We start from the raw sequence: 18136 nt of genomic DNA, 5'->3' as shown, positions 1-18136 counted from the left end.
TCTTCTTTCTGGCGTACTTACTGCGTACTGATCAAGCGCGGGCGGCGGCCAGGGATTCCCGGGCCTGGGCGGCGACGTTCTCGGCGGTGAAGCCGAACTCGCGGAAGAGGACATCGGCGTCCGCGGAGGCGCCGAAGTGCTCCAGGGAGACGATGCGGCCGGCGTCCCCGACGAAGCGGTACCAGGTCAGGCCGATGCCGGCCTCGACGGCGACGCGGGCCTTGACGGCGGGCGGCAGGACGCTGTCGCGGTACTCCTTCGGCTGCTCCTCGAACCACTCGACGGACGGCATCGACACGACGCGGGTGGCGACGCCCTCGGCCTCCAGCGCCTCGCGCGCGGCGACGGCGAGCTGCACCTCGGAACCGGTGGCGATCAGGATGACGTCCGGGGTCTCCTTCGAGGCCTCGGCGAGCACGTAACCGCCCTTCGCGGCCAGCTCGTTGGCCTCGTAGGTGGGCAGGCCCTGACGGGAGAGCGCGAGGCCGTGCGGGGCCGGCTTGACCGAGCCGCGGCGCAGGATCTCGCGCCAGGCAATGACGGTCTCGTTGGCGTCGGCCGGGCGGACCACGTTGAGGCCGGGGATGGCGCGCAGGGAGGCGAGGTGCTCGACCGGCTGGTGCGTCGGGCCGTCCTCGCCGAGACCGACGGAGTCGTGGGTCCAGACGTAGGTGACGGGCAGCTGCATCAGCGCGGACATGCGGACCGCGTTGCGCATGTAGTCGGAGAAGACCAGGAACGTGCCGCCGTAGATACGGGTGTTGCCGTGCAGCGCGATGCCGTTCATCTCCGCGGCCATCGAGAACTCGCGGATGCCGAAGTGGACGGTGCGGCCGTAGGGGTCGGCCTCCGGCAGCGGGTTGCCCTTCGGCAGGAAGGACGACGTCTTGTCGATGGTGGTGTTGTTCGAGCCGGCGAGGTCGGCGGAGCCGCCCCACAGCTCGGGGATGACCGGGCCGAGCGCCTGCAGGACCTTGCCGGACGCGGCGCGCGTGGCGATCTTCGTGCCGGTCTCGAAGGCGGGCAGCGCCTGCTCCCAGCCCTCGGGCAGCCGGCCGGCGACGATCCGGTCGAGCAGCTTCGAGCGCTCGGGGTTGTCGGTGCGCCAGGCGCCGAGCTGCTTGTCCCAGGCGGCGTGCGCCTCGGCGCCGCGGTCCAGGGCCTTGCGGCTGTGGGCGACGACCTCGTCCTCGACGATGAAGGTCTGCTCGGGGTCGAAGCCGAGGACGCGCTTGGTGGCCGCGATCTCGTCGGCGCCCAGCGCGGAGCCGTGGGAGCCCTCGGTGTTCTGCTTGGTCGGGGCGGGCCAGGCGATGATCGTGCGCATCGCGATGATGGACGGGCGCTCCGTCTCGGCCTTGGCGGCGGCGAGGGCCTCGTACAGGGCCTTCACGTCGACGTCGCCGTCGGCCTGCGGCGTGATGCGCTGGACGTGCCAGCCGTAGGCCTCGTAGCGCCCCAGCACGTCCTCGGAGAAGGCGGTCGCGGTGTCGCCCTCGATGGAGATGTGGTTGTCGTCGTAGACGAAGACGAGGTTGCCGAGCTTCTGGTGGCCGGCGAGCGAGGAGGCCTCGGCGGAGACGCCCTCCTCCAGGTCGCCGTCGGAGACGATCGCCCAGATGGTGTGGTCGAAGGGGCTGGCGCCCTCGGGGGCCTCGGGGTCGAACAGACCGCGCTCGTAGCGGGCGGCCATCGCCATGCCGACGGCGTTGGCGACGCCCTGGCCGAGCGGTCCGGTGGTGGTCTCGACGCCCGCGGTGTGGCCGTACTCGGGGTGGCCCGGCGTCTTCGAACCCTGCGTCCGGAACGCCTTCAGGTCGTCGAGCTCCAGCTCGTAGCCGGCCAGGAAGAGCTGCGTGTAGAGGGTGAGGCTGGTGTGGCCGGGCGAGAGGACGAAGCGGTCGCGGCCCGTCCACTCCGGGTCGGCCGGGTCGTGCCGCATGGCCTTCTGGAAGATCGTGTACGCGGCGGGGGCCAGGCTCATGGCCGTGCCGGGGTGCCCGTTGCCGACCTGCTGCACGGCATCGGCCGCCAGGAGGCGGGCGGTGTCGACGGCACGCTGGTCGAGTTCGGACCACTCGAAGGGGCCCGCGAAGGGGTCGAGGCCGTCCGGTGTCTGCGTGCTCATCTGTATGACTTCCTTCGCATCCGTGGTGCTCTTGCTGTGCCGAAGGGCACTGCCCGTCCAGGGCTAAAGTCCCTGGTCGAACCACCTACGACGTTAAAGGTCATACTTTTCGCTCGGTAGGTGCCCCCGTGCCAGCGTTCGGTGAAAATGGGACACGGGACGCAAGCGAAGTCGGTAGAGGTCGAGGAAAACGGATGTCGGAGCAGAGCGCCGCGCAGACGAGCGCACATCTGGGAGCACTCCCCGCGGATCGAGCGCACATCCGCACCTACCCCTTCGACCCGAGCGCGAGCGTCTCCGGCGTCGGGATGCAGGTCGGCCCGATGGGCACCGAGGGACCTTGGGCCGGCGGTGTGGGACTTTCGCGGCGCGTGCACCGCATCGACTTCCACGTCCTGCTGTTCTTCCGCGAGGGGCCGGTCCGTCACATGATCGACTTCACGGAGCACGAGGTGGCCGCCGGGGACATCCTGTGGATCCGGCCGGGCCAGGTGCACGGCTTCTCGACGACCGAGCCGTACGTCGGCACGGCCCTCACGATGCAGCCCGGCTTCCTGCCCCGCGCCATCGTCGAGGCGACCGGCATGTACCGCTACGACCGGCCGCCGCTGCTCCGCCCCGACGCGCCCCAACTCGCCGCTTTGGAAGCCTCGTTGGAGCAGTTGCAGCGCGAGTACCTGGACACCTCGACCCTGCCGCTGAGCCTGCACACGTCGGTGCTGCGGCACTCGCTGACGGCCTTCATGCTGCGCGTGGCGCATGTGTCGGCACAGGCGGCGGCCGACAGCTGCGAGCCGCAGCCGGACACCACGTTCACCCGGTTCCGCACGGCGGTCGAGCAGGGCTTCACCACGAACCACAGCGTCAGCGCGTACGCCGACGAGCTCGGCTACTCGCGCCGCACTCTGGTCCGCGCCGTACGGGCGGCGACCGGACAGACCCCGAAGGCCTTCATCGACCGGCGCGTGATCCTGGAGGCGAAGCGGCTGCTCGCCCACACGGAGCTGCCGGTGGGACGGATCGGGGCCGCGGTCGGCTTCGGCGACTCGGCCAACTTCTCCAAGTTCTTCCAGCAGCACACGGGGGCGACCCCGGCCGCCTTCCGGGCCGAGCAGGTCTGAGCCGCACCCGCACCGCACCTCCCCGCAACCCCCCGTTTCAGCATGCGCAACGGGGGGTTGACCGTTCCCCCGGCGCCTCGTACGGTGCTCGCACCCCCGCAGGTATATCGATTAACCATTCATGACTCTCCTGGCTTCCCCGGCCCTCATGGTTGGAGACATACCGCTGTGCCCTCGACACTGAGTCGGCGCGGTTTCCTCGCCGCCGGTGGCGCGCTCGCCACCGCCTCCGCCCTGCCCGCACTGTCCGGCTGCTCCTCCCTCGCCGCGGCCGACGACGATCCCGACACGCTCGTGGTGCACAGCCAGCTCGGCACCACCGCCCCCGGATCGCCCACCTACCTCTCGGCGCTGGACCGGTTCCGCAAGGAGAACCCGGGCCTCAAGGTCCGCAACCTCGTGAACGGCGACGACCTCGCGCAGGTCTACGAGACCTCACGGCTGGCCCGCAAGGAGCCGGACGTCGTGATGGTCAACCTGTACGACAAGACCCTGGCCTGGACGGACGTCGGCGCCACTGTCGATGTCAAGGGGCACCTCGACGACTGGGGCCTGCGCGAGCGCGTGCTGCCCGTCGCCCTGGACGCCTGGACGGACGGCAAGGGCCGGCTGCGCGCCTTCCCGTACTTCGCGACGAACTGGCCGATCGCCTTCAACCGGGCCCTGCTCGACAAGGCGGGCGTCGACCGGATCCCCGTCACCGGCGACGAACTCATCGCCGCCGCGGGGAAGCTGCGCAAGAAGGGCATCGCGCCCGTGACGACCGGCGGCAACGACTGGACCGGGCAGAAGCTGCTCGCGCAGATCATCCAGACGTTCCTCAGCGAGGACGAGGCGCGGCACGTCTACGAGACGGGTGACTTCAGCGGAAGCCGCGGGGCACGCCGGGGCATCGACTACTTCGTCGAGCTGCGGGACGCCGGGGTCTTCGCCGACAAGGCGCAGGGCCTGACGTCGGACACGATGACGACGCAGTTCAACACGCAGGCCGCGGCGATGCAGTCGGCGATGTCGTCGGCGCTCGCGAAGGTGCCGGAGGCGGTGGCGCGCCACACGGACGTGGGCGGCTGGCCGCTGGCGCCGGGCGCGGCGCACGACAAGCCGACGATCCTGCGCACGTACACCCTGATCGGCTTCTGGATCAGCCCGAACGGCACGAAGAAGATCGACGCGGTCGAGAAGTTCCTGAAGTTCTTCTACCGCGAGGACACGGTGGCCCGGTTCATCAAGGAGTCCGGGCGCGACATGGCGCTGCGCTCGGACGCGGTGAGCACGGACTTCCCGCTGGTCGCCGCGGCGCAGCGGCTCGGTTCCGACGTGGGTCAGGTGCTGCTGCCCGACCTGTTCGTGCCGCCGCCCGCGACACAGCCGCTGATCACCGCGACGAGTACGTCGTTCACCCGTGGCACGAGTGCGGCCAAGGTCCGTTCGGTGCTCGAAGCCGCCTACCGCGGCGCCTGACCGCCCGCCCCCTCATCTCTTCTCTCGCGTAAGGGAGTTGCTCATGACGACGCTGACGTCGACAGCGGGCGAGGCCGCGGTCCGCCGCCCCACCCCGCCTTCCTCGGCCCCCGGCAGGCGCCCGCGCCGGCAGGGCGGCACGATCCTCGCGCTGCCCGCACTCGTCTGGTACCTGGTGTTCATGGTCGGCCCGCTGGTCGCCATCTTCGTCGTGGCGGCGCTGCACTGGCCGGGCATGCTGCAGCCGGTGTCGTTCGCCGGGCTGGACAACGTGCGCGCGGTCTTCGACGACCCGGTGTTCTGGGACGCGGTGAGCAACACCGCGATCCAGCTCGTCGTCGCCATCCCGGTGATGGTGGTGTGCGCGTACATGCTGGGCTATTACGTGGCGCAGAAGCCGCCCGGGCATCGCGTGATCCGCTATCTCCTCTTCGTCCCGGGGCTGATCTCGACTCCGGCGAAGGCGATGGTCTTCTACGCCGCCCTCTCCCCCGACGGGCTGGTGAACGGGGGGCTGGAGGCGGTCGGGCTCGGGTCGCTCGCCGACGCGTGGCTGGCCTCGCCGTCGACGGCGCTGGCGTGTCTGATCGCGCTCGACATCTGGGCCGGGATCGGCTTCACGGCGGTGCTGTTCGCGGCGCGGCTCGGCAGTGTGCCGGACGAGCTGGGCGAGGCGGCGCAGCTGGACGGGGCCGGGCACTGGCGGACCATGTGGCGCGTCCACTTCCCGGTGATCCGGGACTACGTGGGCGTGGTGACGATGCTGCAGTTCCTGTGGACGCTGTTCGGCTCGGCGCAGCACGTGCTGCTGCTGACGCAGGGCGGGCCCGGGAGTTCGTCGACGACGCTGTCGTTCCTCGTCTACCAGAAGGCGTTCATCGCGGCGGACCTCGGCTACAGCCAGACCGTGGGTGTCCTTCTCTTCCTCGTCGGCCTCGTCGGACTGCTCGCCATCCGGCGTGCGTTCCGCCAGAACTACTGATCGGAGCCGTACGCCATGAAGTCTGCCGTGAGCTCTTCGAAGCGTTCGAGGTTCGGCCGGTCCTGGCTGCCCGCGCACATCCTGGTGTGGCTGTACGCGGTGCTGCTGGTCATCCCGCTGTACTACTTCATCGCCTCGGCGTTCAAGACGAACGACGAGATCTTCGCGCATCCCTTCGCGCTGCCGTCGTCGTACGGGTTCGGGAACTTCACCACCGCCTTCGAGAGCGCGGACCTGGGGCTCGCGGTCGTCAACTCGGCGCTGGTGACGGTTTTCTCACTGGTCCTGACCCTGGCGCTGGCGATCCCGGCGGCGTTCGCGCTGGCCCGCTCGACGGGGCGGCTCGCGTCGGCGGTGGAGAAGGTGTTCTCGCTGGGCTTCCTGATCCCGACGTTCGCGGCGCTGTTCCCGACGTTCCTGCTGGCGGCGGCCACCGGTCTGTTCCACACGCGGACGTTCATGGTGCTGTTCCTGCCGGCGACGGCGATGCCGCTGTCGGTGGTGATCCTGGTGCAGTTCATGCGGACGATCCCGAAGGAGATGGAGGAGGCGGCCCGGCTGGACGGCGCGTCCACGTTCGCGGTCCTGCGGCACGTCTACACGCCGATGTGCCTGCCCGGCATCGCGACGGTGCTGCTGCTCAACTTCCTGACGTTCTGGAACGAGTACCTGTACTCCCTCGTCATCATCGGGCCCGACCCCGCGCAGCGCACGGTCCAGGTGGCGCTGCCCACGCTGAAGGCCATCACCGGCACGGACTACGGCGTGCTGACCGCCGGCACCGTCCTCACGCTCGTCCCGGTCTGGGTGGTCTATACGGTGCTGCAGAAGCGGATGCAGCAGGCACTGGTCAGTGGGGCGGTGAAGATGTGAGCGGGACCCGAGCGACGAAGAAGGCCGGTCGTCCGACCATCAAGGCGGTGGCGGCCGCGGCGGGCGTGTCGACGGCGGCGGTGTCGCAGGCGTTCAACGACAAGGGGCGGCTGGCCGAGGCGACGCGGCAGCGGATCCTCGACGCGGCCCTGGAGCTGGGCTGGTCGCCGAGCGCGTCGGCGACGGCGCTGCGCAGCGCCCGGACGCGCACGCTCGCGCTGGTGGTGCGCAGGCCCACCGACGTGCTGGGCGCGGACCCGCACTTCAGTGAGCTGATCACCGGCATAGAGGGCGAGTTGGCGCCGCGCGGCTACGGTCTGCTGCTGCATCTGGTCGCCGATGTCGCGGAGGAGGGCGCGCTGTACGAGCGGCTCGCCGCCGAGAAGCGGGTGGACGGGGCGGTGCTGACGGACGCCCGCGCCGACGATCCGCGTCCGGCGCTGCTGACCCGCCTCGGCCTGCCCGCCGTGCTGCTCGGCGCGCCGAACCCGGAGTCGGACGTGCCGGTCGTCGGGCTCGGCAACCAGGGCGCGGGTGTGCACGAAGTCGTCGACCATCTGCGGGAGTTGGGACACACGCGGATCGCGTACGTGGCCGGTCCCGCGGAGCTCCAGCACACCCGGCTGCGCCTCGCGGTCTTCGAGGAGACCCTGGAGACGGCCGGGCTCGCGCCCGCCGCCGTGCGGCACACCGACTTCTCGGAAGCCGCGGCCGTGGCCGCGACCCGGGAACTGCTCGCCGCCGACGCGCGGCCCACCGCCATCGTCTACGCCAACGACTCGATGGCCGTGTGCGGCATCGGCACCGCCCAGCGGGCGGGCCTGCGCGTACCGGAGGACCTGTCCGTCGTCGGCTACGACAACCTGCCGCTCGGCCGCTGGCTGCACCCGCGACTGACCACCGTCGACCAGCAGGTGCAGCGGGTCGGCGCGGCCGCCGCCCGCACGCTGCTCGCCCGGTGCGGTGAGGACCTGCCCGCGGCGCGGCTCGACGACCGGCCACGCCTGGTCGTCCGCGAGTCGACCGGACCCGTGACAACAGACGTCTAGCATCCCGCACTTCAGCAACGGAGACCCGTACCACCATGCGACGCCACAGCGCCCATCTGACCCACGACGCCGCCGTCCTGCCCTGGCTCGGTGCCAACTACTGGTCCCGCACGGGCGGGCCCCTGATGTGGCGCGACTACGACCCGAAGGTGGTGCGCGAGGAGCTGGAGGTGCTGCGCGAGCACGGGCTGAACATGACCCGCTCGTTCTTCTACTGGCCGGACTTCCACCCCGAACCGCACCGGATCGACGAGGAGCTCTGCGAGAGGTTCCGCGACTTCCTGGACGCCCACCGGGAGTCGGGGATGGGCACGGTGCCGACGTTCATCGTGGGGCACATGTCCGGCGAGAACTGGGATCCGGCCTGGCGGGGCGGCCGGGATCTGTACGAGGACGTGTGGATGGTGGGCCGGCAGGCCTGGTTCGCGTCCCAGATGACGCGCCGCTTCAAGGACCACCCGGCCGTCACCGGCTGGCTCATCACGAACGAGATGCCCGGCTACGGCCGCATCTACCAGGTGGACCCGCCCGACAGCGATGTCGTGACGGCGTGGGCGCAGGCGATGTGCAACGCGGTGCGCGCGGCCGGCGCCACGCAGCCCGTGTCGCTGGGGGACGGCGCGTGGGGCATCGAGGTGACGGGCCGCGACAACGGCTTCTCGCTGCGCGACACCGCCGAGTACGTCGACTTCGTCGGCCCGCACGTCTACCGCTCGGACACGGACCGGGCGCGCCAGCACTACCGGGCGGCGTTCGAGTGCGAGCTGGCCGCGGTGACCGGGCAGCCGGTGGTCCTGGAGGAGTTCGGCCTGTCGACGGACACGGTGTCCGCCGAGAACGCGGGCGTGTACTACCGGCAGACCCTGCACAATTCGCTGCTCGGCGGCGCGACGGGCTGGATCGCCTGGAACAACACGGACTACGACGACCTGTGGGACCGGTCCCCGTACGACCACCACCCCTTCGAGATGCACTTCGGCATCACGGACTCCACCGGCGCGCCGAAGGCTCCGCTGCGTGAACTCGCCTCATTCTCAGAGGTGTTGAAGGGCGTCGACTTCGCGCGGTGCCGTCGCGCGGACGCGGGCGCGGCGCTGGTCGTGCCCGCGTTCCTGGAGCGCGGCTACCCCTACAGCCGCCCGGCGGACCGCCCGCTGATCTTCACGTCGCTGCATCAGGGGTACGTGGCCGCGCGCGCCGCCGATCTGCCGGTGGGCCTGACCCGCGAGGCGGACGGCATCGCGGAGGACGTGGAGCTGTATCTCCTGCCCGCGACCCGGCAGTTGACGACGCGGACGCGGCGGACGCTGCAGCGCCGGGCGGACGAGGGCGCGACGGTCTACCTGTCGTTCTGCTCGGGCGAGCACCCGGGCACCCGTGGCCCCTGGTTCGACGACCTGGACAGCCTGTTCGGCGTGGAGATGCAGCTGTCGTACGGCGTCGCGGAGCCGATCGAGGACGAGGTCCTGGAGATGACGTTCCAGGAGGACTTCGGCGGCATCCGCGCGGGCGAGACGCTGCGTTTCCCGGTCGCGGGCAACGAGGACAGCCGCGCCTACCTGCCCGTCGTGCCGCGCGGCGCCCGGGTCGTCGCGGTGGACGCGCACGGCCGTCCGGCGCTGCTGTGCCACGAGACGGGCCGCGGCCGCACGGTCCTCGCCACCTACCCGCTGGAGCACATGGCCGCCCGCACGGCCCGGGTCAACCCGGAGCAGACGCACCGGCTGTACGCGGCGCTCGCCGAACTGGCCGGTGCCAAGCGGGCGGTGACCGTGGACGATCCGTTCGTCGGGGCCGATGTGCTGGTGCACGAGGACGGGCGGCGGTTCGTCTGGCTGGTCAGCCAGGCCGAGGACGAGGTCACGGTGCGCCCGGCGGCGGAGGGGACGCTGCACGCCCTGGACTCCGGGGAGCCGGTCGGCGACGTGACCCTGCCCGCGTTCGGCGTCCGCGTCCTGGAACTGCGGTGAGCGAGCCGCTGTACCGCGATCCGGCGGCGCCCGTGCCCGACCGGGTGCGGGACCTGCTGGGCCGGATGACGCTCCCGGAGAAGGTCGGGCAGGTCAACCAGCGCCTGTACGGCTGGCACGCGTACGAGCGGACGGCCGCGGGCGGGTTCCGGCTGACCGACGCCTTCCGCGCCGAGGTCGCGGCGTACGACGGGATGGGCGCCCTGTACGGGTTGCAGCGCGCCGACCCGTGGTCGGGCGTGACGTTCGCCGACGGGATCACGGCGGCGGACGCGGCCGCCGTCGCCGACGCGGTGCAGCGGCACGTGGTGGAGGGGACCCGGCTCGGCATCCCGGTACTGATGGCCGAGGAGGTGCCGCACGGGCACCAGGCGCTCGACGGCACGGTGCTGCCGGTGAATCTGGCGGTCGGCGCGAGCTGGGACCCGGACCTGTACGAGGCGGCGGCGAGCGCCGTCGCCACCGAACTCCGCGCGCGCGGCGGTCACTTGGCGCTGGTCTCCGCGCTCGACCTGGTGCGCGACCCGCGCTGGGGCCGGGCCGAGGAGTGCTTCGGCGAGGATCCCTACCTGGCCGCCCGGTTCACCGAGGCGCTGGTGCGCGGGATGCACGCCCAGGGCGTCGGCGTGGTGCTCAAGCACTTCGCGGGCCAGGGCGCGACGGTCGGCGGGCGGAACAGCGCGGCGACCGAGCTGGGCCCGCGCGAGCTGCACGAGATCCATCTGGCGGCGGCCCGGGCGGGGGTGCGGGCCGGGGCGGCCGGGGTGATGGCGGCGTACAACGAGTTCGACGGCCTGCCGTGTGCGGCCAACCCGTACCTGCTGACCGGACTCCTGCGGGAGCGTTGGGAGTTCGACGGGATCGTGATGGCGGACGGGTGCGCGCTCGACCGGCTGGCGCGGCTCGCGGGCGATCCGGTGGCGGCGGGGGCGATGGCGCTCGCGGCGGGGACCGATCTGAGCCTGTGGGACTCGGCGTTCCCGCGGCTCGGGGAGGCCGTGGAGCGCGGGCTCGTCGGCGAGGGGGCGCTGGACGTGGCGGTGGGGCGGGTGCTCGCGCTGAAGTTCCGGCTCGGCCTGTTCGAGCAGCCGTACGTCGGCGACCGGGAACAGCCCGGTACTGCGCGGGAGTTGAGCGAGCGGATCGCCCGGGAGTCGGTCACGCTGCTCGACCACGACGGACGGACCCTGCCGCTCGGCCCCGACGTGCGCCGGATCGCCGTGCTCGGCCCGAACGCCGACTCGGTGCCGCAGCAGATCGGCGACTACACGGCGCCGCAGCGTCCCGGCACCGGGATCACCGTGCTCGACGGGATCCGCACCGCCGGCGGACCCGGCCGCGAGGTGACCTGGGCGCGCGGCTGCGAGCTGGTCGGCGGCGACCGGTCCGGGCTCGGCGGGGCGGTCGCCCTGGCCGCCGCGGCGGACGTGGCGGTGCTGGTCCTCGGCGGATCGAGCGCCCGCGAGGACGGCACCCGGTTCGAGGCGAACGGCGCGGCCGTCGTGTCGTCCGGCAACCCGGTCGGCATGACGTGCGGCGAGGGCGTGGACCTGGCCGATCTCGCGCTGCCCGAAGGACAGTTGGCCCTGCTCGACGCGGCCGCGGCGACGGGGACGCCGGTCGTGGCGGTCCTGGTGCAGGGACGGCCGCACGCGCTGCCCGATCTCTCCGGGCGGGCGGCGGCGCTGCTGTGCGCCTGGTACCCGGGTCCGTGGGGCGGCCGGGCGGTGGCCGATGTCCTGTTCGGCGCGGCGGCTCCGGCCGGCCGGCTCCCGGTGTCGGTGCCGCGCTCGGCGGCCCAGCTCCCCGTCTTCTACAACACCAAGGACCACGGCTACCGCGGCTATGTCGATCAGCCGGCGACCGCGCGGTACGCGTTCGGGCACGGCCTGTCGTACGGGACGGTCGGCTACGGCCCGCCCTGCCTGAGCCGGGCCGCCGTGTCCGTCGCCGACCCGCTGGTGACCTGCACGGTCACTGTCGAGAACACGGGCGGTGCGGCCGTGCGGGAGACCGTGCAGCTGTACGTGCGGCGCGTGTCGGGCGGCTCGTCGTGGCCGCGGGTGCGGGAGCTGCGCGGGTTCACTCAGGTCGCTCTCGCGCCGGGCGAGCGGCGGGACGTGACGTTCGAGGTGACCTCGGAGACGCTCGCGTCGGTCGGCCGCGACCTGGAACTCGTCGTGGAGCCGGGCGAGTTCTCCCTGGAGACCGGACCGGCGTCGGACCGCACCCAGGGGGTGTCGCTCACCGTGGCCGCCGGGGCCGGGCCGGGGGCCCGCATCACGGGGCCCAGCTCCGGACCCCGCTCCCCGACCGCCGGAGGGGCTTGATCGGGAACAATGGGGCGCATGGCTCGATCCACCGTTCCTCCCACCTGCCCTTGCGGGCTCCCCCGCCCCTACGCCGACTGCTGCGGCCGTTTCCACTCCGGCCAGGCGGCCGCACCCAGTGCCGAGGCCCTGATGCGCTCCCGGTACGCCGCCTTCACCCGCAGGGACGCCGCGTACCTGCTGCGCACCTGGCATCCGGACACCCGGCCGCCGGGCGTCGACTTCGACCCCGCTCTCACCTGGGCCGGTCTGGAGATCCTGGAGACCACCGAGGGCTCCGCGTTCCACCAGAAGGGCACCGTCACCTTCCGCGCCCGCTACAAGGACAGCGGCCGTGCGGGGTCGCTGCACGAGCGCAGCCGGTTCGTGCGGGTCGACGGCGCGTGGGTGTACGTCGACGGGGACTTCATCGAGTAGTACCCCGTCGCGCACGGCGGCTCAGGGCGCCAGGATGTCCAGCTCCTGCAGCGCCCCGGCCGCGATCTCCCGTGTGAGCGCCTCCGCGCGCTCCGCGTTCCCCTCCCGCACCGCCTCCGCGACCTGCACGTGCAGGGTGACCGCCGCCGGGTCCGGGTCCTCGAACATGACCTGGTGGTGGGTGCGGCCCGCGAGCACCTCCGCGACGAGGTCGCCGAGATGGGCGAACATCTCGTTGCCCGACGCGTTGAGGACGATCCGGTGGAACTCGATGTCGTGGACGAGGTACGCCTCCAGCTGCTGGCCGCGTGACGTGGCGACCATGCCGAGCGCGCACTCGGTGAGCGCGGCGCACTGCTCCGCGGACGCGTGCCGCGCGGCGAGCCCCGCGGCGACCGGCTCGACCGCCGAGCGCAGCACCGTGAGCGAGCGCAGCTGGCGGGGCCGGTCGGCCCCGGCCAGCCGCCAGCGGATGACCTGCGGGTCGTAGACGTTCCACTCCCCGGCGGGCCGCACGGTCACCCCGACGCGGCGCCGGGAGGCGACCAGGTGCATGGACTCCAGGACCCGCACCGCCTCGCGCATCACCGAGCGCGAGACCTCGTAGCGCTGCGCGAGTTCGTCGGTGCGCAACACGCTTCCCGCGGGGTACTCCCCCGCGGTGATCGCGGGACCGAGGCTGTCCAGTACGCGGGCGTGCAGCCCCCGGTCCTTCGTGGTCATGGGGCCAGCGTACGGTTCGGGCGCAGACAACAAAAAGTCTGACTTTTATGTCACAGGCTCTTGAATTAGTCAGACCTATTGGGTTTCAGTGACGTGACACAGCGATGTCGATGAAGACAGCGAGGCAGCGATGAGTACCCCCCACGTCGTCGTGGTCATGGGCGTGGCAGGCACCGGCAAGACAACGATCGGTCCCCTGCTCGCCGAGCGGCTCGGCGTTCCCTACGCCGAGGGCGACGACTTCCACCCCCCGGCCAACATCGCCAAGATGACGGCCGGCACGCCCCTCACGGACGAGGACCGCTGGCCGTGGCTGGACGCCATCGGCGAGTGGGCCCACGGCCGCGCCGGGCTCGGCGGGGTGGCCAGCAGCTCCGCGCTGAAGCGCAGTTACCGCGACCGGCTCCGGGCCGCCGCACCCGGCCTCGTCTTCGTCCACCTCACCGGTGACCGGGCGCTCATCGAGGACCGGATGTCCCACCGGCAGGGCCACTTCATGCCGACCGCGCTGCTCGACTCGCAGTTCGCCACGCTCCAGCCGCTCGCGGCGGACGAGGCGGGCGTCGACGTCGACGTGTCGGGTTCCCCGGACGAGATCGCGGACCGGGCCGTACGGGCCCTCGCCGCGCTCGACTCCGAGTAGCCCGCGGCACTCCCCTTTCCCCCCTTCCCTCCCTTTCTTCCCCTTCTCAGTCCCCCTCCACGTTCAAGGGATAAGACCGTGACCAGACTCAGCGTCGAGATGCTGGCAGCGGACGCCGTCGAGCCGATCACCTCCGCGGGCCACGCCCAGCTCGGGATCGCCGTCCTCGCGGGCATCGCCGTCATCGTCCTGCTCATCACGAAGTTCAAGCTCCACGCCTTCCTGGCCCTGACCGTCGGCTCGCTCGCGCTCGGCGCGTTCGCCGGGGCACCGCTGGACAAGGTGATCACCAGCTTCACCGCGGGGCTCGGCTCCACGGTGGCCGGTGTGGGTGTGCTGATCGCGCTCGGCGCGATCCTCGGCAAGCTGCTCGCCGACTCCGGCGGCGCCGACCAGATCGTCGACACGATCCTCGCCAAGGCGGGGAAGTCCGGCGGCAAGGCCATGCCCTGGGCGATGGTCCTGATCGCCTCCGTGATCGGCCTGCCGCTGTTCTTCGAGGTCGGCATCGTGCTGCTGATCCCCGTCGTCCTGATGGTCGCCAAGCGCGGCAACTACTCGCTGATGCGCATCGGCATCCCGGCCCTCGCCGGCCTGTCGGTCATGCACGGTCTGATCCCGCCGCACCCCGGCCCGCTCGTCGCGATCGACGCGGTCAAGGCCAACCTGGGCATCACGCTCGCGCTCGGCGTCCTCGTCGCCATCCCGACGGTGATCGTCGCCGGCCCGGTGTTCTCGAAGTTCGCCGCCAAGTGGGTGGACGTCCCCGCGCCCGAGAAGATGATCCCGGCGCGCGCCTCGGACGAGCTGGAGAACCGTCCCGGCTTCGGCGCCTCCGTCGCGACGATCCTGCTGCCCGTCGTGATGATGCTGTCCAAGGCTCTCGTCGACATCATCGTCGACGACCCCGAGCACACCGTCCAGCGGGTCTTCGACGTGATCGGCTCGCCGCTGATCGCGCTGCTCGCCGCCGTCATCGTGGGCATGTTCACCCTCGGCCGTCCGGCCGGCTTCACCAAGGGCAAGCTGCAGTCCACCACCGAGAAGTCGCTCGCCCCGATCGCGGGCGTGCTCCTCATCGTCGGCGCGGGCGGCGGCTTCAAGCAGACCCTGATCGACTCCGGCGTCGGCCAGATGGTCCTGGACATCTCCAAGGACTGGTCGATCCCGACGCTGCTGCTCGCCTGGCTGATCGCCGTGGTGATCCGCCTGGCCACCGGTTCGGCGACCGTCGCGACGGTCTCGGCCGCCGGTCTGGTCGCGCCGCTCGCGGCCGGGATGACCGACACGCACACGGCGCTCCTCGTCCTCGCGATCGGCGCGGGCTCGCTGTTCTTCAGCCATGTGAACGACGCGGGCTTCTGGCTGGTCAAGGAGTACTTCGGGCTCACGGTCGGGCAGACCGTGAAGACCTGGTCGGTCATGGAGACGATCATCTCCGTGGTCGCGGGAGCCCTGGTCCTGCTGCTGTCCGTGATCATCTAGGGCCACGGTCCCCGCGCGGAGGAGTACGTCGATGAGCCACCCCCTGTTCGACATCAGCGGCCGCACCGTCCTCGTCACCGGGTCGAGCCGCGGGATCGGGTTCGCCCTGGCCCGCGGCCTCCTGGAGGCCGGCTGCACGGTCGTCCTGCACGGCCGCGACCCCGGCCGTCTCGACGAGGCGGCCCAGGAGCTCGGCGGCACGGTCCACACGGCGGCGTTCGACGTCACCGACGGCGCCGCCGTGGCCGCCGGGATCGCGGACGTCGAACGGCGGGTCGGCCCGCTCGACATCCTCGTCAACAACGCGGGCATGCAGCTGCGCGCCCCGCTCCTGGAGTTCACCGACGCCGACTGGCACCGGATCCTGGACACCAATCTGACGAGCGCGTTCCTGGTGGCCCGGGAGGCCGCGCGCGGCATGGTCGCGCGCGGTCACGGCAAGATCGTCAACATCTGCTCGCTGCAGAGCGAGGTGGTCCGCCCGGGCATCGCCCCGTACGCGGCCACGAAGGGCGCCCTGAAGATGCTCACCAAGGGCATGTGCGCCGACTGGGGGCCCGCGGGCGTCCAGGTCAACGGGCTGGGCCCGGGCTACATCGAGACCGAGCTGACCCGGCCGCTCGTCGAGGACGAGGAGTTCAGCGCCTGGGTGCGCCGCAGGACGCCGGCCGGCCGCTGGGGGCGCACCGAGGACCTGGTGGGCGGCGTCCTGTTCCTCGCCTCCCCCGCGGCGGACTTCGTCAGCGGCCAGATCCTGTACGTCGACGGCGGCATGACCAGCGTTCTCTGAGGAGGCCCGATGCTCGGCTGTGTGATCCACGGCGCCGGTGATCTGCGCGTCGACGAACTGCCCGCCCCCGAGCCGGGGCCGGGTCAGGCGCTGATCGCGGTCCGCTACGGCGGGGTGTGCGGATCGGATCTGCACTACTGGCGGCACGGCGGCGTCGGCGACTTCCGTCTGACGGAGCCGATGGTGCTCGGGCACGAGGTCGTCGGCACCGTCGTCGGACACGGTCCCGGCGCTGCGGGGCCCGCGCCCGGCACCGCGGTCGCCGTGCACCCCGCGACCCCGTGCGGCGGGTGCCCCGAGTGCCGGGACGGGCGGCGCAACGTGTGCCGTGACACCCGCTATCTGGGCAGTGCCGCCCGCACCCCGCACGTCCAGGGCGGTTTCGCCGCACGCCTGGCGGTCCCGGCCGAGCAGGTGAGGCCGCTCCCGCCGGGCCTGCCCCTGGAGCGGGCCGCGCTCGCCGAACCCCTCTCGGTGGCGCTGCACGCGGTGCGGCGGGCCGGGGACGTCGCCGGGCGGCACGTCCTGGTGACCGGCGCGGGCCCGATCGGCTGCCTCGTCGTCGCGGCGGCGAAGGCGGCGGGCGCGGCCCGGGTGACGGTGACGGACCTGCTGCCGAAGGCACTGGAGTACGCCTCCGTCGCGGGCGCCGACGTCCTCGTACGGGCCGACGATCCGGACGATCCCGGGTGGCCGGACGAGGTCGACACGGCCGTCGAGGCGTCCGGGGTGGCCGACGGGCTCGACGCCTGTCTGCGCCGGGTGCGGCGGGGCGGTGTGGTGGTGCAGCTGGGGATGCTGCCGCCGGGGGACAGCCCGTTCGCCGGGAACCTGGTGGTGAGCCGGGAGATCGAGCTGCGCGGCGCGTTCCGCTTCGACGCCGAGTTCGACGACGCGCTCGCCCTGCTCGCGCGCACCCCCTCGCTCGCCGGGCTCGTCAGCGCCGTGGTCCCGGTGGCCGACGCGGCCCGGGCCTTCGCGCTGGCGGCGGACCGGGCCGCCGCCTGCAAGGTGCTGCTGGACTTCGACAGCCCCTGAGCTCACGGGAGTTGGGTGGCCCCGGCACGAATCCTTGACTTCGAGCGCGCTCCAGCACGTTTACTGACCCGCCATGAAGTACACCCAGCTCGGACGCACCGGACTCAAGGTCAGCCGACTCGTGCTCGGCACGATGAACTTCACCGGCGAGGCCGACGCCACCGACGAACAGAGCAGCCATGCGCTGATGGACGCCGCCCTCGACGCGGGGATCAACTTCTTCGACACGGCGAACATCTACGGCACCGACGAGGAGAAGGGCGCCACGGAGCGCATCATCGGCTCCTGGTTCGCGCAGGGCGGCGGCCGGCGCGACAAGGTCGTCCTGGCGACCAAGCTGTACGGCAACATGACCAACGACGGCACTCCGTGGCACCAGCAGTCGTGGCCGAACCACGACCGGCTCAGCGCGCTCAACATCCGCCGCGCCGTGGACGCCTCGCTGACGCGTCTGCGCACGGACCACATCGACGTCTACCAGTTCCACCACATCGACCGGGCCACTCCGTTCGAGGAGATCTGGCAGGCGATCGACGTGCTGATCCGGCAGGGCAAGATCCTCTACGCGGCCTCGTCGAACTTCCCCGGCTACAAGATCGCCCAGGCCAACGAGACGGCGACGGCCCGCGGTCTGGCCGGGCTGGTCAGCGAGCAGTGCCTCTACAACCTCTTCGAGCGGCGCGCCGAGATGGACGTGATCCCGGCCGCCCAGGAGTACGGCCTCGGGGTCATCCCCTGGTCGCCGCTGCACCAGGGCCTGCTCGGCGGGGCGCTGCGCAAGGAGCGCGAGGGCACCGGTTCGCGCACCCACGTCGGCCGCTCCGCGACGGGCCTCGCGGACCCGGCGGTGCGGGCGCAGGTGGAGGCGTACGAGAAGGTCGTCGCCGAGCACGGCATGGAGCCCGGCGAGGTGGCCCTGGCGTGGCTGCTCGGCCGGCCCGGGGTGACCGGGCCGATCGTGGGTCCGCGCACCGCGGAGCAGCTGGAGTCGGCGCTGCGGGCGGTCGAACTCGACCTGCCCGCGTCCCTGTCGGCCTCGCTCGACGCGATCTTCCCGGGTCCCGGCCCGGCGCCTGAGGCCTTCGCCTGGTGACGCCCGACGTGCTCGCCGACCGTCGTCGCGACG

15 protein-coding genes are annotated in these 18136 nt (G+C 72.0%); 13 read left to right on the top strand and 2 right to left on the bottom strand.

Translation table 11 applies throughout. From position 1 onward, the window contains the following. Window positions 1-31 precede the first annotated feature (31 nt). Window positions 32-2128 carry a transketolase gene (gene tkt, locus ACQUQD_RS32565; protein WP_428955756.1) on the bottom strand — a complete coding sequence of 699 codons (2097 nt, stop codon included), beginning with the start codon at window positions 2126-2128 and terminating at the stop codon, window positions 32-34. Window positions 2129-2322: 194 nt separating this feature from the next. Here tkt and ACQUQD_RS32560 point away from each other — a divergent pair, with 194 nt between their 5' ends. The 8 genes from ACQUQD_RS32560 (at window position 2323) to ACQUQD_RS32525 (ending at window position 12331) form a co-directional block, all read left to right on the top strand. Next, complete coding sequence (locus ACQUQD_RS32560; RefSeq protein WP_428955755.1) at window positions 2323-3249, top strand: AraC family transcriptional regulator; 927 nt, start codon at window positions 2323-2325, stop codon at window positions 3247-3249. Between the two features lie 168 nt (window positions 3250-3417). Next, window positions 3418-4710, top strand: a complete 1293-nt coding sequence (locus tag ACQUQD_RS32555; RefSeq protein WP_428955754.1) for an ABC transporter substrate-binding protein — start codon at window positions 3418-3420, stop codon at window positions 4708-4710. A gap of 43 nt (window positions 4711-4753) precedes the next feature. After that, window positions 4754-5692 (top strand): carbohydrate ABC transporter permease, encoded by a 939-nt coding sequence (locus tag ACQUQD_RS32550; protein WP_428955753.1) that lies wholly within the window; start codon window positions 4754-4756, stop codon window positions 5690-5692. 15 nt (window positions 5693-5707) lie between these two features. Further along, window positions 5708-6565, top strand: a complete 858-nt coding sequence (locus ACQUQD_RS32545) for a carbohydrate ABC transporter permease (RefSeq protein ID WP_428955752.1) — start codon at window positions 5708-5710, stop codon at window positions 6563-6565. Further along, complete coding sequence (locus ACQUQD_RS32540; protein ID WP_428955751.1) at window positions 6562-7614, top strand: LacI family DNA-binding transcriptional regulator; 1053 nt, start codon at window positions 6562-6564, stop codon at window positions 7612-7614. The genes ACQUQD_RS32545 and ACQUQD_RS32540 overlap by 4 nt, the downstream gene beginning before the upstream one ends. A gap of 35 nt (window positions 7615-7649) precedes the next feature. After that, complete coding sequence (locus tag ACQUQD_RS32535; RefSeq protein ID WP_428955750.1) at window positions 7650-9584, top strand: glycoside hydrolase 5 family protein; 1935 nt, start codon at window positions 7650-7652, stop codon at window positions 9582-9584. Then, window positions 9581-11914, top strand: a complete 2334-nt coding sequence (locus ACQUQD_RS32530; RefSeq protein ID WP_428955749.1) for a glycoside hydrolase family 3 N-terminal domain-containing protein — start codon at window positions 9581-9583, stop codon at window positions 11912-11914. Before ACQUQD_RS32535 ends, ACQUQD_RS32530 begins: the two co-directional genes overlap by 4 nt. Before the next feature lie 9 nt (window positions 11915-11923). Then, window positions 11924-12331 carry a YchJ family protein gene (locus tag ACQUQD_RS32525; RefSeq protein ID WP_428955748.1) on the top strand — a complete coding sequence of 136 codons (408 nt, stop codon included), beginning with the start codon at window positions 11924-11926 and terminating at the stop codon, window positions 12329-12331. 21 nt (window positions 12332-12352) lie between these two features. Here ACQUQD_RS32525 and ACQUQD_RS32520 read toward each other — a convergent pair whose 3' ends face one another. Further along, window positions 12353-13054, bottom strand: coding sequence for a FadR/GntR family transcriptional regulator (locus tag ACQUQD_RS32520; protein WP_428955747.1), 702 nt, complete (start codon window positions 13052-13054; stop codon window positions 12353-12355). Window positions 13055-13184: 130 nt separating this feature from the next. On the opposite strand from ACQUQD_RS32520, the gene ACQUQD_RS32515 reads away from it, so the two are divergent. From ACQUQD_RS32515 to ACQUQD_RS32495, 5 genes are all read left to right on the top strand, one after another. Next, window positions 13185-13697, top strand: a complete 513-nt coding sequence (locus tag ACQUQD_RS32515; protein WP_428955746.1) for a gluconokinase — start codon at window positions 13185-13187, stop codon at window positions 13695-13697. 78 nt (window positions 13698-13775) lie between these two features. Beyond that, window positions 13776-15182: a gluconate:H+ symporter gene (locus tag ACQUQD_RS32510; RefSeq protein ID WP_428955745.1), complete on the top strand. Its 1407-nt coding sequence runs from the start codon at window positions 13776-13778 to the stop codon at window positions 15180-15182. Between the two features lie 31 nt (window positions 15183-15213). Then, window positions 15214-15972: an SDR family oxidoreductase gene (locus ACQUQD_RS32505; protein ID WP_428955744.1), complete on the top strand. Its 759-nt coding sequence runs from the start codon at window positions 15214-15216 to the stop codon at window positions 15970-15972. 9 nt (window positions 15973-15981) lie between these two features. Beyond that, complete coding sequence (locus ACQUQD_RS32500) at window positions 15982-17010, top strand: L-idonate 5-dehydrogenase (protein ID WP_428955743.1); 1029 nt, start codon at window positions 15982-15984, stop codon at window positions 17008-17010. Window positions 17011-17083: 73 nt separating this feature from the next. Beyond that, window positions 17084-18103: an aldo/keto reductase gene (locus ACQUQD_RS32495; RefSeq protein ID WP_428955742.1), complete on the top strand. Its 1020-nt coding sequence runs from the start codon at window positions 17084-17086 to the stop codon at window positions 18101-18103. Window positions 18104-18136: the final 33 nt, after the last annotated feature.

The sequence above is a fragment of the Streptomyces sp. cg35 genome (genome assembly GCF_050410835.1).
Taxonomy (GTDB): domain Bacteria; phylum Actinomycetota; class Actinomycetes; order Streptomycetales; family Streptomycetaceae; genus Streptomyces.
This window is presented reverse-complemented; position numbering and strand designations above follow the sequence as displayed.